The following is a 14,488-nucleotide window of genomic DNA, read 5'->3' on the forward strand; positions in this document are numbered from 1 at the left end:
AGCGCGTTCAGATCGAGCCCCGCCAGCGAGCCGGTGCCGGCGCGGCTCTCCGAATGCGGCATATGCCACTGCATCAGGTGATAGCTGAAATCGGCCAGCGGATCGCCGAGCGTCGACAGTTCCCAGTCCAGCACCGCGATGACGTTCGGTGCATCATGGGCAACAACGGTGTTGTCGAGGCGATAGTCGCCGTGCACGATCCGTACCGCCTGTTGCGGCGGCACGTTATGCGGCAGCCATTCGATCAGCGCATCCATATCACGGATGCGCTCGGTCTCGGATGCGCGATATTGCTTCGACCAGCGCTCGATCTGGCGCGCGACATAGCCTTCGCCGCGGCCGAAATCGGCAAGCCCGATCACAGCCGGATCGAAAGAATGCAACCGCGCCAGGGTTGCGTTCATGGAATCGTAGACCGCGGTGCGCTCCTTCGGATTGGAGTCCGGCATGTCCGGATTCCAGAACACGCGGCCATCGGCAAAGCCCATCACATAAAAGGCGGTGCCGGCGATGCTCTCGTCGGCGCAATAGACAAGCGGCTCCGGCACCGGAAAGCCTTGCTGCCGGAGCGCCGAGATGATGCGGAACTCGCGGTCCACGGCATGCGCGGAGGGGAGAAGCTTGCCGGGCGGCTTGCGCCGCAACACGTAGCGCCGCTGCGGCGTCTCAAGCAGATAGGTCGGATTGGACTGGCCGCCGCGGAATTGCCGGATGGCAAGTGGGCCGGAGAAATCCGCGATATTGTCCTGAAGATAGGCCGTCAGTCGCTCCGTATCGATCGCCAGCGCAGGAGCGACCTCCTTGGTGCCGGAAAAGGCCGCCTGGCGGTCGATGCCGGTCATCGCGATCAGGGACGGAAAAACTCGAGCAGCGCGCGGGACGTCGCATCGGGATTTTCCTCCGGCAGGAAATGCCCGGAATCGATCGCCTTGCCGCTCACCTCCTTGGCCCAATCCTTCCACACGGCAAGCGGCGACGACTCGCTCGGAATCCCGGCCGAGCCCCACAGGACAAGGAGCGGCGCGGAAATCTTGTTGCGCGCGGCATGGTCAAACTCATCATGGCCAAGATCTGTGGTTTCGCCGGCGCGATAATCCTCGCAGGTGGCATGGATGCGCAGCGGATCGGAGAAGAAGGCGCGGTAATGCGCGAGCGCCCGCGGCTCGAAGGCGGAGAGATCCTTCGCCTTGGTCCAGCTCGCCATCTTGTAGTCGAGATATTCGACCGGCGCCTTCTCGATCAGCATTTCCGGCATCGGATATTTCTGCGCGAGAAATGGCCAGTGCCAGACCTTCATGGCAAGCGTATGGTCCATACGCGCCCACATCTCGTAGGTCGGAATGATGTCGAGCACGGCGAGCTTGATCAGGCGGCCGGGATGGTCGAGCGCGAGCCGGTAGGAGACGCGGCCGCCGCGGTCATGGCCCGCGAGATAGAAGCGGGCATGGCCGAGCTTCTCCATCACTTCGATCATCACCTTCGCCATCGACCGCTTGTCGTAAGGCGAATGCCCCTTGCCGGAACGCGGCGCGACCGACCAGCCATAGCCGGGAAGATCGGGGATGATCAGCCGGAATTTCGCGGCGAGCGCCGGCGCCACCTTGTGCCACATCACATTGGTCTGGGCATAGCCGTGCAGCAGCAGCAGCGGCGGCCCCTCGCCGTCCGACGACCGCGCGAAGATACGTCCGATTTGCGTATCGATCCAATGCGATTCAAATCCGAGAAACAGATCGGCGAGGTCGGTCATGCGGGGCTGCTTCGCGCGAGGTTGTCAGGGCCGCCATGCCGGAACGAGGTCGGTATGGAGGAAGTCGTCGCCTTTGAACAGGAGGGGCAGGTTGCGGCTTTTTGCGAGGCCGTACGAAAAGCAATCGGCGAAATTTAAACGGGCGCGATGTCTGCCTTTTCCAAAGCGCATGAAGCCCGAGACGGCCGCCTTTCCATCGTCCACACTCAGAGGCACAATTTCGATACTCATCGCCGCGAGAATATCCTCGATATTTGCGAGGTTCACGTCCAGTCGGCGTCCATTCACCACCATGCTGGTCTCGACGAAGCTGACGGCGGACATCAAGGCGCGATCCTGTTCGTCGATGACATCGGCAAGAGCAAGCGCGTCTTCTTCCTGGCGGATGATCGAGACAATCGCAGACGTGTCTACGACAATCACTTCGGAAGTCCGTGTTCGTCGTAGCCGATGATTTCTTCGTCAGTCAGGTGTTCATTGATCTTCGGAAGCGAATCGAAATAGGCGAGCAATTCGGCCAGCTTCTTGCGGTCGATCCGGCCCTTCTTTTTTTCCTTCGGCCCAAGCCGCTGCAGGCGCTCTTCGACAGCGCGCTCGATCGCATCAGTGATGCTCTCGCCGGTTCGCTCGGCCAGTTCCCGGATTTTCGCTTCGGCTTCGGGCTTCTTGATGAAAACGCCCATTCTGCGAACCTTGGTATATACTCGACCAAGACAAGTATATACTCGACGCCGTTCGCCGCCTAGGTCCGATCCCGGCTAATCGCCCGCCAGCCGATATCCCGCCGGCAGAAGCCGTCGGGCCAGCGGATTAGATCCACCGCTAAATAGGCCTGCTTTTGCGCATCCGCGATACTTCGCCCGATGGCGCAGACATTCAGCACCCGGCCGCCATTGGCGAGAATGCGCTCGCCCTCACGCTTTGTTCCGGCGTGGAAAATTTCGACGCCCTCGACTTCCCCCGCTTCCTCCAGCCCTTCAATCGGCGACCCTTTCGCATAGTCGCCCGGATAGCCCTTCGCAGCCATCACCACGGCGAGCGCGGCGTCGTCAACCCAGCGCAGATCGAACGATTTCAGCACGCCGTCGCGCGCCGCCATCAGGGCGGGGACGAGATCGGATTTCAGGCGCAGCATCAAGACCTGCGTCTCCGGATCTCCGAAGCGCACATTGTATTCGATCAGCTTCGGACCGTTCTTGGTCATCATGAGGCCGGCGAACAGCACGCCCTTGTAGGGCGCCCCCATCGCGGCAAGCGCGCGCAAGGTCGGCTCGATGATCTCGCTCATCGTACGCGCCGTCATCTCCGGCGTCATGACCGGCGCAGGCGAGTACGCGCCCATACCGCCGGTATTGGGCCCCTTGTCGCCCTCGAAGGCGCGCTTGTGGTCCTGCGCCGATGCAAGCGGGATGGCGGTCGTGCCGTCGCACAACGCAAAGAACGAAGCCTCCTCGCCCTCCAGGAATTCCTCGATCACGACTTCCGCACCCGCTGCGCCGAGACCGCCCTCGAACATCATGTCGATGGCCTGCAGCGCCTGCTCGACGGTCTCGGCCACGACGACACCCTTACCAGCGGCAAGGCCGTCCGCCTTCACCACGATCGGCGCGCCATGCTTGCGCACATAATCCTTGGCAGGGCCCGGCGTGGTGAAGCGCTCATAGCCCGCGGTCGGGATATTGTTGGCGCGGCAGATGTCCTTGGTGAAACCCTTCGATCCTTCGAGCCTTGCGGCCGCTTTGGACGGGCCGAACGCCTTAATGCCGGCGGCCTCGAGAGCGTCGACGATGCCGGCACAGAGCGGGGCCTCCGGCCCGACCACGACGAAGTCGATGCGCTTGTCCTTGCAGAACGCGATCACCGCTTCATGATCGGCCGGATCGAGCGCGACGCATTCGGCTTCATTCGCGATCCCGGCATTGCCCGGCGCGCAAAAGAGGCGGTCCACCAGCGGGCTTGCCGCGATCTTCCAGGCCAGCGCATGTTCGCGCCCACCGGAGCCGATGAGAAGGATGTTCATTCGTCGCGAAAGGCCTTATTTCGAGGCCGTTTGTGTAGCATGAAGCGCAAGGCCCGCAACCGAATCGCCCGATATGACCGAAGCCGCCCGCATCAATGTTGTGGAATTGACCGTCTCCGAGGTGTCGCAGGCCCTCAAGCGCACGGTCGAGGACAATTTCAGCTATGTGCGGGTGCGCGGCGAGATTTCCGGTTATCGCGGCCCGCATTCCTCCGGCCATTGCTATTTCGCGATCAAGGACGAGGGCGCGCGGCTCGATGCGGTGATCTGGAAAATGGCTTTCAACCGGATGCGCTTCAAGCCGGAGGAGGGGCTGGAGGTCGTCGTCACCGGCCGCATCACCACCTATCCGGGCCGCTCCAACTACCAGATCGTGATCGAGACGCTGGAGCCTGCCGGCGCCGGCGCGCTGATGATGCTGCTCGAGGAGCGCAAGAAGAAGCTCGCGGCCGAGGGCTTGTTCGACGAGGCGCGCAAGCAATTGCTGCCCTTCCTCCCGACGGTCGTGGGCGTTGTGACCTCGCCGACCGGAGCGGTGATCCGCGATATTCTACACCGGCTGTCGGATCGCTTTCCGCGCCAGGCGCTGGTCTGGCCGGTGCGGGTGCAGGGCGACGGCGCCGCGGAGGAGGTCGCAGCCGCGATCGAGGGTTTCAACGCGCTGCCCAAGGACGGCGAGATTCCACGCCCCGACATTCTCATCGTCGCGCGCGGCGGCGGCTCGCTTGAGGATCTGTGGTGCTTCAACGAGGAGATCGTGGTGCGGGCGGCCGCCAACAGCATGATCCCGCTGATCTCGGCGGTCGGCCATGAGACCGACGTCACGCTCATCGATTTCGCTTCCGACCGCCGCGCCCCGACTCCGACTGCCGCTGCCGAAATGGCCGTCCCGGTGCGCTCCGAGTTGCTGATGCGGATCGCCACGCAGGCGCGCCGCGTGCAGGCCTGCTGGCTGCGCGGGCAGGAGGCGCGCCGCACCGAGCTGCGCGCGGCGGCGCGGGCGCTGCCCTCGCTCGATACCCTGATGGCGCTGCCGCGCCAGCGTCTCGACGCGGCGGCCGACAAATTGCCCCGTGCGCTGCGCGCCAATGCGCATGTGCATCACCGCCAGTTCGAGCGCGTCGCGGCGCGGCTGTCGCCGCAGCTCCTGCGCACGCGCCTCGTGCGCTGCCGCGAATGGATCGCGGCGCTCAGCCAGCGTGGCGCGCTGTCGCGCAAGGTCTATCTCGAGCGCCGGAGGGACCGGGTCGACGGCGCCGGAAAGCTGCTTGAAGCTTTCTCCTACCGGAAGGTCCTGGACCGCGGTTTCGCGCTCGTCCGCGACGGCAAGGGATTTCCGCTGCACGCGGCATCTGCCGTTACGCCTGGCATGGCGCTCGATATCGAATTCGCTGATGGCCGGGTTGGCGCAACCGCGGACAAGGAGCCGCGCACGAAGGGCAAGCCGCGCGGCGGCGGAGCGTCGGGTCAGGGCAGCCTGTTCGGCTGACACTGGCGCGTCAGCGCTGGAACCATTGCGGAATGCGCTTGAGCGCATCGACCCGCGCTTCGGTATTCGTACCGACCGTCACGTAGCCCCCCGGGTTCGGTGCAAACGCGATTTTGCGCCGCTGTTTGAGCGGAAGCTGATCCTGATCGAAAGCGTGATGGGCGCCCTTGTAGGCGACGAACAAGACCTGGGCCGAGCGCCCGCGGGCGTTCCGGACCATATCCTCGCAATGTTTCGCCGGGGTCCAGTTGTCCGCGGCGCCGATCAGGATCAGAGTCGGGATGCGCGTACTCCAGGCAGTGTCGCCGAGCCGCCGGCAGCCCGGATAGAGAACGGCGGCAGAGCGGAAGTCCGGCCGGTCGTCGTCCGGTTCCTGCTGCGGCCGCACCGCCCATAAGGCTGCAATACCGCCATTGTCCCAGCCGAGGAGGCCGATGCGGTCGCTCCGAACGAAAGTCTGCTGCTGCAACCAGTCACGGGCCGATTGAATATCGCTGAGCCGTTCGCGTTCCGGACGGATTTTCGGCACGCGGTTGTTGCATTGCTGTCCGGCCCCGCGCGAGCGGTAGCTGTCCGGAAATACGACAACGAAGCCCGCTTCGGCGAGGCGCTGCCCCCATGCGTCCATCGCTCTGCGCGGTTCGCCGTTGCTGCCACGCAAGCCCTCGCAGCCATGCAGCGCCACGATGGCGGGAAAGGGTCCATCGCCCCGGGGACGATAGACGAGCGCCTGCAGCGCGTTATCCGCAGCGGGAATCGTGATCGCTTCGGGGGCCGCCGCAGCGGGTGCGGTGCCGAAAAGGCCGAGCAGGGCCGCGAAAAGGACGATGGCTCGCATGGCAGCTCTGATGATGCCGGATTTGCATCCGACAGCGCCATCATGGCGGGAAAGCGGCAGGGGTTCCCTTTGACGTTCGTCGCCTTGCCATTATCTTGGGGCATCGGCATCACCTTGCCGCGAGGCAAGCCGGATCGCGAAGGAGGGACCATACGTGCTGAACCGCTTCGACCGCCCCCCGCCGATGGCCGGCGAGGCCGAGGTAAAATTCCTGGACGGCGATTTCCGGATCGTGCGGCCCGGCGCTTTCGTGCGCTGTGCGGTGACCAGCGTGCCGATCCCGCTTGAGGAATTGAAATACTGGAGCGTCGATCTGCAGGAGGCCTATGCTTCGCCCGAAGCGGTTCTGCAGCGGCTTCAGCAGCGCTGATCTGCTGACAGCATCCCTTCCAGCAGGTTGCGCAGCGTTTGCGCCTGCTCAACGACCAGCGAGACAGGAATCGCCTGCGCCGCTGCGGCCAGCCTGCCGCAGGCGCCGTCGCGTCCCGCAAGCCGCGCCAGGTCCTTCTCGGTCGTGACCGGCGTCAGATGCTCCGCCGCGCAACGGGCGAGAATGTGCTCGGCCTCGCTGTCCGTATAGACGTGATGATCAGGAAAGCCTTCGCGTACCGGCGCGTCGATCCCGGCTGCGGCCAGTGTCGCAAAGAACTTTTCCGGATCGCCGATGCCGGCAAAGGCCAGCACCCGCCGGCCTTGCAGCACTTTCACTGAATCCGCGGGCGCGAGCCGTGCGCGCATGAGCGGCAGGCCATGCTTGCGCGCTAGCTCCGTCACCGGGCTTGCGCCTTCGCCGATCAGAACCACGGCCTGAACGCAGGCGAGCTGCGGGGCAAGCGGCGCCCGCAAGGGCCCGGCCGGAAACACACAGGCATTGCCGAGGCCGCGCCGCGCATCGACCACGGCAATCGAGACATCCTTGTGCAGCGAGGGATTTTGCAAACCGTCATCCATGACGATCACGGTTGCGCCGGCCGTTTTTGCAAAGTCCGCGCCGGCTGAGCGATCACGCGACACCACGGTCGGCCCATGCCGCGCCAGCAGCAGCGGCTCGTCGCCCACGTCGGCCGCGCGATGCCGCGACGGATCGACCGTAACCGGGCCGGCCAGCCGTCCGCCATAGCCGCGCGTGAGAAAGACTGGCCGTTCGCCGCGTGCGGCAAGGAGCTTGGCAACCGCGATCGCGGTGGGCGTCTTGCCGGTGCCGCCCAGCGTGAAATTGCCGATACAGATCACCGGGATGCCGCCACGGTGTCCCCTGCGGCGCATGCGCCATGCGGCAATCGCACCGTAGAGAAAGCCGACCGGAGCCAGCAGACGGGCGGCCACGCCGGGCGGCCGCCACCAGAAATCCGGCTCACGCATCGGACGCCTGATGCGCAATGCGCATCTGCAGCAGATAGGGTTCGAGCTCCGAGAATGTGCGATCCAGCGCGCCGCCGAGCCGCTCGACGGTACGGAATGCGGCGTCGCCGGCGGCCTTGCGAATCGCCGGATCCTTCATCAGGTCGCCGATCCGCATCGCGAGATGGCCGATATTGTCGACCTCTTCGGCGCCGCGTGCGGCATCGAGCGCGGCGTAGATGTCCTGAAAATTCCAGACATTCGGTCCGTGCAGGAGCGGCTTGCCGAGCTTGGCCGCCTCGATCGGATTTTGTCCGCCATGCTCGACGATGGAGCCGCCCATGAACACCACATGGGCGATCCGGTAGAAGACGCCGAGCTCGCCGATGGTGTCGGCGACATAGACATCGGTAAGGGCGTCCGGCACCGTGCCGTGCGAGCGCAACATGGCGCGGGAGCCTGCGGACACGGCGCGATCAAGCACCTCGCGCCCGCGTTCCGGGTGCCGCGGCGCGATGATGGTGATGAGCCGCGGTCTGGTCTTGCGGGCGCGCCGATGCGCTTCGAGCACCGCCTCGTCCTCGCCGGGATGCGTAGAGGCTGCAACCAGTACCTGCCGGTCGGCGACGGCCCGCTGCATCTCGGCGAGTTTCAGTTCGTCGGCCGGTGGCGCCGGAACGTCGAGCTTGAGATTGCCGGTCACATGGACCGTCGTCACGCCGAGCTGCGAGAAGCGCTCCGCATCCAGCGCCGACTGCGCAAGGCACAGGTCGAATTTGCCGAGCAGCGCCTCGGCGGTCCGGCGCAGCGACCGCCAGCCCTTGAACGATTGCTCCGACATGCGGCCGTTGATCAGCACCAGCGGGATGCGCCGCCGCGCCGCCGAGACAATCAGGTTCGGCCAAAGATCCTGCTCGACGAAAAGCCCGAGATCGGGCCGCCAGTGGTTGAGGAAGCGGCCGACGAAATGCGGCGCATCGAGCGGGATGTATTGATGCAGCACGTCCTCCGGGAGACGGTCCTTCGCCACCTTCGCCGAGGTGACGGTGCCCGACGTCACCAGCACCCGGATATCCTGGGTGCGCAGGCGCTCGATCAGCGGAAACACCGCATTGAGTTCGCCGACGCTCGCGCCGTGCAGCCAGACGAGCGGGCCTGTGGGGCGGTCCAGGGTCGACTCGCCGTGCCGCTCGGCCAGACGCTCTTCATCCTCCTTGCCGCGCCGCAGGCGGCGCTTGAGCCACAGGCCGGCAAGGGGCGTCGCCGCCGACATTGCGCGGCGATAGGCGCGCAATGTCATGGGCAGCCGTTCAGCCACGCGGATCACTCGCAGTTTTGCCGTCGGCGATGGCATAGGCCCGTTCGGTTGCCGCATTGAGTTCGGCCTCGAGCGCCAGCCGCGCAGCCTCGAGATCGGCGTCCGTCGCGTCCGAACCGACACGGACAGGATCGCCGACCACGCCGGCGATCAGACTGAACGGCAGGTTGATGGTGGTGCGGTCCCAGTTGTCGATGACTTTTCTGCGACTTGATGCAAGCGCAATCGGGTAGATCGCACGGCCGGAGTCGCGGGCGAGCCGGATGATACCGGGTCCGACCACTCGCGAGACTTTCGGCACGTCGGCTGTCAACGCCACGTTGTAGCCCTCCGACAATGCCTGCAGCATCTGGAAATAGGCACTGACGCCGCCCTTGCGATGAAATTCGGAGCCATGATCGCCCGAGCCGCGGATTGTCTCAACACCCAGCCATTCGGCGGCCACCGCATTCATTTCTCCGTCACGATGCCGGGAAATCAGCGTCTTGGCCTTGTAGCCGTTCTTCTTGATGAACGGGGCCATGAAATGCTGGCCGTGCCACATCGCAATGATGACCGGCAGGTCCGGGCCGGCGCGTTCGTAGATGTCGCCGGGCACCGTCACCGTCCGGCTGGTGAGATGCACGAAACGCAAATATTCCGCAGCCAGCACGCCGACGGTCTTCTGCACCCAGGGTGCGCGCGCAATCCGCCGAGACGACAGCATAAGCGGTTCCGTCGAGGCTTAGCGGCCCGGCGCTTCGGGATCGAGCAGCCGGTGCAGATGCACGATGAAGTAGCGCATCTGCGCATTGTCCACGGTCTGCTGAGCCTTGGCCCGCCACGCCGCATAGGCGGTCGCATAATTTGGATAGACCCCGACAATGTCGACCTTGCTGAGGTCCTTGAATTCGACGCCGTCGAGATTGGTGAGCTCCCCTCCGAGCACGAGATGAAGTAACTGCTTCTGCGGGGCCTGATCGGACATGGACGGTCTTCCTGGAAGGGTCAGGCGAATTCCTTGCGGCGCTTGCGCACGAGGTCGAGCATCGCGGCATGCCGTTCGCGCCCGGCCGCGAGAATCGCGCCGTGAACGGGGTCATGCAAATTGTAGACCGGCGCGGCACCTGCGAAATTCGTCATTGCGCCGCCCGCTTCGTGCACCAAAAGGTCGGCTGCCGCAAGATCCCAGTCATAGGCATTGATCGATGCGAAAGCCGCGTCGATGCGGCCTTCCGCGACACGCGTCATGCGCAAGGCAAGGGAGTGGATTTTCGGCTCCTCGATCGCTGCAGGATCGATGCTCTGGACCCGCTCCAGCATCTTCTTTGGTCCGGCGATGCGTGCGCCTGCGAGGCCGGCGCCGGCGCTTGTACCGATACGGAGCCCGTTACACGTCGCGCCTTCGCCGGATGCGGCGAGATAAAGCGCATCTTCGACCGGCACGTACACCGCCGATGCGACGGGGCGTCCGCGTTCGACCACGGCGGCGACAATCGACCAGTCCGGCCGCCCGGCGAGAAAGGATCGCGTTCCGTCGATCGGATCGACGATGAACAGCCTCTCGGCGGAAAGCCGCGTGCGGTCGTCTTTGCTCTCCTCGGATAGCCAGCCGAACCCCGTGCGCGACAGCCGATTGTGGAGAAACTCATCGACCGCGATGTCGGCTTCCGATACCGGCGAATCGTGACCTTTGGTCCAGCTGCGAATCGAACCGCGAAAATAGGTCAGCGCGATCCGGCCGGCCTCGCGCAAGGCATCGCCGAGCTCATGGGCGAGCGCGGCATTCGGGCTCTGCTGCTCATTGACCGGCAACGGTCAAACCCTCCACGCGCAGGGTCGGCGCATTGGTGACGTATTTGAAGGTCAGGTCGTTCGCAGGCGTCAGCGACCGGAACATGTCGGTCAGATGACCGGCGATGGTCACCTCGCTGACCGCATAGGTGAGTTCGCCATTCTCGATCCAGAAGCCGGCGGCGCCGCGGCTGTAATCGCCGGTGACGAGGTTGATGCCCATCCCGATCAGATCGGTGACGTAGAAGCCGGTACCGGTCTCGGCGATCAGATGCGCCGGTGTCGAGGCGCCGCCTTCGAGATAGAGATTGCTCGGCAGCGGCGACGGCGGCGCCGAGACGCCGCGCGAGGCATGGCCGGTGGTGGTCAGCCCGAGTTCGCGCGCAGTGGCGCTGTCGAGGAACCACGAGGTCAGAACGCCGTCCTCGACGAGATTCATCGGTTGTACGGCGACGCCTTCGCCGTCGAAGGGATGCGAGCGCAGGCCCCGCTTGCGCAGCGGATCGTCGATGATGCGAATGCCGGGGGCGAACAGCCGCTCGCCCAGCTTGTCCTTCAGGAAGCTCGCCTTGCGCGCAACCGAGGCGCCATTGGCGGCGCTGGCGAGATGGCTGATCAGGGTGTTCGACAGCCGCGGATCGAAGATCACCGGCACGCTCTGGGTCTTCACCTTGCGCGGATTGAGCCGCTTGATCGCGCGCTCGCCGGCGCGGCGGCCGATCACCTCGGGTGCTTCCAGGTCGCTGCCATGGAGCGTCGAGCTGTAATCGTAGTCGCGCTCCATGCCGGTGCCTTCGCCCGCAATCGCCATCATCGATATGCTCTGGCGCGATGCAAGATAGGAGCCGTGGAAGCCGTCGCTGGTCACCAGCACCATGCCGCTGATCCCGGCGCTGGCGGAAGCGCCGCCCGATTTGGTGATGCCCTCGACGGCAAGGGCTGCGGCTTCGGCGGTCCGGGCACGCTGTTCGAGTGCGCTCACTGCAGGGATGTCCGGGTCTATCAGATCGAGATCGGGAAAGCTCTGCGCCAGCCGCTCACGGTCTGCCAGCCCGGCAAAGCGGTCTTCCGGCGCCACCCGCGCCATGGCGACGGCGCGTTCGGCCAGTGCGGCCGCGTCGGTGCGCAGGATGTCGTTGGTCGACACCACTGCCTGACGTTTGCCGACGAACACCCGCAGCCCGACATCGTCGCCCTCCGAGCGCTCGGATTCCTCGACCTTGCCGTCGCGGATATCGACCCCGACCGACACCGAGCGCACGGCAATGGCGTCGGCGGCATCCGCACCGGCTTTTTGCGCGGCGCGGACCAGGCCTTCGGCGAGGCTGCTCAGGGCGGATTGATCGAGGAGGGAATGCATTGATGGTCCGGATTTAGGCGGCGCGGCCTGGTCTGGCAAGGAGACCTTTGCCTGTCGGCATGATGCCGCGCGCAACGACTCGTCAAGCATGAGACACGAGGATGTCCCCGAAACCCCTGATTAACCGAGCTTTTTAAGCGCTTTCCGACCGGATTGTGGCAATCTCCCGAACATAACGGACGAAAAAAGTCCGGGGGAGCAATTGAGGCGTCAAATGGAAGCCGGCGGGGCCTTGCCTGCCGGGTCGGGCCGCGCGTTGCGGCTCGACCCTTTCGCTTTGCCAGTCCGCTTTCCGGCGCGCGATGCCGGCGCGGACGGTCAGATGCGGCAGGTCGAACTCGACCGCGACCGAGTGGTGCTGCGGCGCGCAGTCCGCGGGATGCGGATGAAAATCCGGCTGGCGGTCGATGCCTTTGTCGGCATCACGCTGGTACCGGCCGGGGAAGGCCCCGCCGCTTCCGTTATTCTCGATCATGCCGATCCGGGTCTGTCGATTCCATTGCTTGAAGAGGCGCCGGCCGACGAGGCCGAGATGCTGTGGCGGGCCTGGGGCCGTGTGCTTGGCTTGTCCCTGTGGCGCAGGGGGGCCGATGGCGACGTCCGGCAGGTCTGCGCCGGTCGCCGCGCCCTGCAGATCGAAAAGGACACCGCCCGCCGGCGGCGCCGCTCGTCGATCCGCAAGCGGCGCCCCGCGATCCTGATGCGCCGCAAGCCCGGCCGGCATATCGGGCTGCAGACGGTGCATCGCGGCGAGCGCGAGATCATCGCACGCAACTGAGCCTCACCTGAGCCAGGCGTCGAGGATCATCCCGGCGAACAGGATCAGTCCGGCATCGCGATTGGACTTGAACAGCCGCAGGCAGAGCGCCGGGTCGGATATGTCGAGCCGCCACACCTGCCAGGACAGATGCAGCGCGAAGGCGGCAAGACCGAGCGCGAACACAAGCCCGCCGCCCGCGAACCAGCCCGCGATGCCGATCAGCACAACGGCAGCCGCGAAAAACTGCGCCAGCATCGGCTTGGTGCGCTCGCCGAACAGGATCGCGGTCGACTTGATGCCGATCAGCGCATCGTCCTCGCGGTCCTGATGCGCGTAGATGGTGTCATAGGCGATCACCCAGGCGATCGAGCCTGCATAAAGCAGGAAGGCCGCGACATCGAGCCGGCCGAACACCGCGGGCCAGCCCATCAGCGCGCCCCAGGAAAAGGCGAGGCCGAGCCCGATCTGCGGCCAGTGCGTGTATCGCTTCAGGAATGGATAGATCGCGACCGTGGTCAGCGACACAATGCCAACCAGAATGGTGAAGGCATTGAATTGCAGCAGCACCGCAAGGCCAATCAGCGCCTGCAGCACCAGGAACGCGAAAGCGCGGCGCGCGGTCACCTGGCCCGACGGAATCGGCCGCGAACGGGTCCGCTCGACTTTGGCATCGAGGTCGCGGTCGACGATGTCGTTCCAGGTACAGCCCGCGCCGCGCATGGCGAAGGCGCCGATGAAGAACAGCAGGCAATGCCACGGATTGGGGTAGGGCTCACCGGCCGCGATCGCCGCAATCCCCGCCGACCACCAGCAGGGAAGGAGCAGCAGCCAGGCGCCGATCGGCCGGTCGAGCCGCGCCAGCCGAAGGTAAGGCTTCAGCCAGGCGGGAGCGGCCGTATCGACCCAGTTCCCGGTCGAATCGGCAACGCGCCCGGCGGTCCCGCTCATCGGTGCAGCGGATTGCCGGTCAGGGTGTCGAAGGTCGAGCCGCGTTTGGTGTGAGCCGGCACATCGGTGTTGACCGATGGGATCCGCGATGTCCCGAGGGCATCGGAGAGGCTCGGCGCGCGCGGCGCCGGCGCTGCGGCCGTATCGCAGACCCTGGTCCGGACTTCGACGATCTTTGCCAGATTGCCCCTGCGCGCCTTCAGGGCGTCCGGCGGTACGCCGCATTCGGCGCCATGGTCTTCGAAATACTTGACGACTTTGCCTTCCGCCGTCGCCAGATTTCGGAACGCCTGGCAGACCACGGGCTGCTTTTTGGTCGCGGCCGCGCGCTGGATGGCCTTGCCTTTCTCCTCCGCGTCCTGCAGCAGCGGGCCAACCTCGGCCATGCAATTGCGCTGGGGCCCGCCGCCCATTCCCGGCCCGAACGAGGCCGACGGTGCTGTCGGGGCACCCCAACCGGAAGACGGCGGCTTGGCTGCGGCCGGCGCTGAGGGAGGTCCCCATCCAGAGCTCGGGGGACCCGGCTGCGCCGGCTGCGGCGCGCCGGGCGCGCTCCATCCCGACGACGGAGGGCCGGACTGCGCATACGCCGCAGGTCCCATCAGGGCGCCCAGCGCGACAGCGGCAGTCAAACCTGCAATCAGCCTCATGTCCGAATCTCCCGGCCCCTCGGCCTTCCGGGTGGCCGCCCGATCAAGCCTGCAAAGGAGGCGACACGGCGGCAAGTCGCGATTTGTGCCATCATAGAGCGGTTAGCGGTTACAAGAAAGTTGCGGCGGCCGCCGCAGTGCGGCGATATGGGGCATGGCCGGCTCCGATTTCCGCACGCCGCGGCTGTTCGTCGCGCCCGCGCTTGAGCGCGGCGTTAGTGTTCCACTGGAAAAGGGGCAG

At 65.5% G+C, this 14,488-nt stretch carries 17 protein-coding genes; 3 read left to right on the forward strand and 14 right to left on the reverse strand.

Features of this window, described 5'->3' with window-relative positions:
- The 5 genes from ACK41X_RS18730 to purD form a co-directional block, all read right to left on the reverse strand.
- Positions 1-842, reverse strand: an 842-nt coding sequence (locus tag ACK41X_RS18730; RefSeq protein ID WP_409726424.1) for a phosphotransferase family protein, incomplete at its 3' end; no start/stop codon positions are given.
- A gap of 5 nt (positions 843-847) precedes the next feature.
- On the reverse strand, positions 848-1,750 hold the full coding sequence (locus ACK41X_RS18735) for an alpha/beta fold hydrolase (RefSeq protein ID WP_409726426.1): 903 nt from the start codon (positions 1,748-1,750) through the stop codon (positions 848-850).
- Positions 1,751-1,774: 24 nt separating this feature from the next.
- On the reverse strand, positions 1,775-2,173 hold the full coding sequence (locus tag ACK41X_RS18740) for a type II toxin-antitoxin system VapC family toxin (protein WP_409726428.1): 399 nt from the start codon (positions 2,171-2,173) through the stop codon (positions 1,775-1,777).
- Positions 2,170-2,433, reverse strand: a complete 264-nt coding sequence (locus ACK41X_RS18745; RefSeq protein WP_409726430.1) for a type II toxin-antitoxin system VapB family antitoxin — start codon at positions 2,431-2,433, stop codon at positions 2,170-2,172. Before ACK41X_RS18745 ends, ACK41X_RS18740 begins: the two co-directional genes overlap by 4 nt.
- 59 nt (positions 2,434-2,492) lie before the next feature.
- Positions 2,493-3,770 (reverse strand): phosphoribosylamine--glycine ligase, encoded by a 1,278-nt coding sequence (gene purD / locus ACK41X_RS18750; protein ID WP_409726432.1) that lies wholly within the window; start codon positions 3,768-3,770, stop codon positions 2,493-2,495.
- Positions 3,771-3,843: 73 nt separating this feature from the next.
- Here purD and xseA point away from each other — a divergent pair, with 73 nt between their 5' ends.
- Entirely contained in the window at positions 3,844-5,259 is a 1,416-nt protein-coding gene (xseA, locus tag ACK41X_RS18755) for an exodeoxyribonuclease VII large subunit (RefSeq protein ID WP_409726434.1), read from the forward strand.
- A gap of 10 nt (positions 5,260-5,269) precedes the next feature.
- On the opposite strand, the gene ACK41X_RS18760 is transcribed toward xseA, so the two are convergent.
- Positions 5,270-6,097 (reverse strand): dienelactone hydrolase family protein, encoded by an 828-nt coding sequence (locus ACK41X_RS18760; RefSeq protein WP_409726436.1) that lies wholly within the window; start codon positions 6,095-6,097, stop codon positions 5,270-5,272.
- 157 nt (positions 6,098-6,254) lie between these two features.
- Between ACK41X_RS18760 and ACK41X_RS18765 the strand changes: the two genes are divergently transcribed.
- Positions 6,255-6,467 (forward strand): DUF2093 domain-containing protein, encoded by a 213-nt coding sequence (locus ACK41X_RS18765; RefSeq protein ID WP_409726449.1) that lies wholly within the window; start codon positions 6,255-6,257, stop codon positions 6,465-6,467.
- Here the strand turns inward: ACK41X_RS18765 and lpxK are convergent.
- The 6 genes from lpxK to ACK41X_RS18795 are packed head-to-tail and all read right to left on the reverse strand — an operon-like array spanning position 6,455 to position 11,889.
- Positions 6,455-7,459, reverse strand: a complete 1,005-nt coding sequence (lpxK, locus tag ACK41X_RS18770) for a tetraacyldisaccharide 4'-kinase (protein WP_409726438.1) — start codon at positions 7,457-7,459, stop codon at positions 6,455-6,457. The genes ACK41X_RS18765 and lpxK overlap by 13 nt on opposite strands.
- Complete coding sequence (locus tag ACK41X_RS18775; protein ID WP_409726439.1) at positions 7,452-8,756, reverse strand: 3-deoxy-D-manno-octulosonic acid transferase; 1,305 nt, start codon at positions 8,754-8,756, stop codon at positions 7,452-7,454. The genes lpxK and ACK41X_RS18775 overlap by 8 nt, the downstream gene beginning before the upstream one ends.
- Entirely contained in the window at positions 8,749-9,462 is a 714-nt protein-coding gene (locus ACK41X_RS18780) for a lysophospholipid acyltransferase family protein (protein WP_409726440.1), read from the reverse strand. The genes ACK41X_RS18775 and ACK41X_RS18780 overlap by 8 nt, the downstream gene beginning before the upstream one ends.
- Positions 9,463-9,480: 18 nt before the next feature.
- Entirely contained in the window at positions 9,481-9,723 is a 243-nt protein-coding gene (locus tag ACK41X_RS18785; protein WP_409726442.1) for a DUF4170 domain-containing protein, read from the reverse strand.
- A gap of 20 nt (positions 9,724-9,743) precedes the next feature.
- Positions 9,744-10,550: a 3'(2'),5'-bisphosphate nucleotidase CysQ gene (locus tag ACK41X_RS18790; RefSeq protein WP_409726444.1), complete on the reverse strand. Its 807-nt coding sequence runs from the start codon at positions 10,548-10,550 to the stop codon at positions 9,744-9,746.
- Positions 10,537-11,889, reverse strand: coding sequence for a TldD/PmbA family protein (locus ACK41X_RS18795; protein ID WP_409726445.1), 1,353 nt, complete (start codon positions 11,887-11,889; stop codon positions 10,537-10,539). Before ACK41X_RS18795 ends, ACK41X_RS18790 begins: the two co-directional genes overlap by 14 nt.
- Before the next feature lie 214 nt (positions 11,890-12,103).
- On the opposite strand from ACK41X_RS18795, the gene ACK41X_RS18800 reads away from it, so the two are divergent.
- Complete coding sequence (locus ACK41X_RS18800) at positions 12,104-12,667, forward strand: DUF6101 family protein (protein ID WP_409726446.1); 564 nt, start codon at positions 12,104-12,106, stop codon at positions 12,665-12,667.
- A 3-nt stretch (positions 12,668-12,670) separates the two neighbouring features.
- On the opposite strand, the gene ubiA is transcribed toward ACK41X_RS18800, so the two are convergent.
- The gene (gene ubiA / locus ACK41X_RS18805; protein WP_409726447.1) at positions 12,671-13,597 is read right to left on the reverse strand and encodes a 4-hydroxybenzoate octaprenyltransferase; all 927 of its coding nucleotides are present in this window, start codon (positions 13,595-13,597) and stop codon (positions 12,671-12,673) included.
- Positions 13,594-13,983: a hypothetical protein gene (locus ACK41X_RS18810; protein ID WP_409726448.1), complete on the reverse strand. Its 390-nt coding sequence runs from the start codon at positions 13,981-13,983 to the stop codon at positions 13,594-13,596. The genes ubiA and ACK41X_RS18810 overlap by 4 nt, the downstream gene beginning before the upstream one ends.
- Positions 13,984-14,488: the final 505 nt, after the last annotated feature.

This window comes from Pseudorhodoplanes sp. (assembly GCF_046289595.1).
Taxonomy (GTDB): Bacteria; Pseudomonadota; Alphaproteobacteria; order Rhizobiales; family Xanthobacteraceae; genus Pseudorhodoplanes.

What these genes read in the sequence shown, in the direction of transcription:
- ubiA (WP_409726447.1), bottom strand. Translation starts at nt 13,597, where the DNA reads ATGAGCGGGACCGCCGGGCGCGTTGCCGATTCGACCGGGAACTGGGTC.
- xseA (WP_409726434.1), top strand. Translation starts at nt 3,844, where the DNA reads ATGACCGAAGCCGCCCGCATCAATGTTGTGGAATTGACCGTCTCCGAG.
- ACK41X_RS18800 (WP_409726446.1), top strand. Translation starts at nt 12,104, where the DNA reads ATGGAAGCCGGCGGGGCCTTGCCTGCCGGGTCGGGCCGCGCGTTGCGG.
- ACK41X_RS18785 (WP_409726442.1), bottom strand. Translation starts at nt 9,723, where the DNA reads ATGTCCGATCAGGCCCCGCAGAAGCAGTTACTTCATCTCGTGCTCGGA.
- purD (WP_409726432.1), bottom strand. Translation starts at nt 3,770, where the DNA reads ATGAACATCCTTCTCATCGGCTCCGGTGGGCGCGAACATGCGCTGGCC.
- ACK41X_RS18810 (WP_409726448.1), bottom strand. Translation starts at nt 13,983, where the DNA reads ATGGCCGAGGTTGGCCCGCTGCTGCAGGACGCGGAGGAGAAAGGCAAG.
- ACK41X_RS18780 (WP_409726440.1), bottom strand. Translation starts at nt 9,462, where the DNA reads ATGCTGTCGTCTCGGCGGATTGCGCGCGCACCCTGGGTGCAGAAGACC.
- lpxK (WP_409726438.1), bottom strand. Translation starts at nt 7,459, where the DNA reads ATGCGTGAGCCGGATTTCTGGTGGCGGCCGCCCGGCGTGGCCGCCCGT.
- ACK41X_RS18735 (WP_409726426.1), bottom strand. Translation starts at nt 1,750, where the DNA reads ATGACCGACCTCGCCGATCTGTTTCTCGGATTTGAATCGCATTGGATC.
- ACK41X_RS18795 (WP_409726445.1), bottom strand. Translation starts at nt 11,889, where the DNA reads ATGCATTCCCTCCTCGATCAATCCGCCCTGAGCAGCCTCGCCGAAGGC.
- ACK41X_RS18760 (WP_409726436.1), bottom strand. Translation starts at nt 6,097, where the DNA reads ATGCGAGCCATCGTCCTTTTCGCGGCCCTGCTCGGCCTTTTCGGCACC.
- ACK41X_RS18745 (WP_409726430.1), bottom strand. Translation starts at nt 2,433, where the DNA reads ATGGGCGTTTTCATCAAGAAGCCCGAAGCCGAAGCGAAAATCCGGGAA.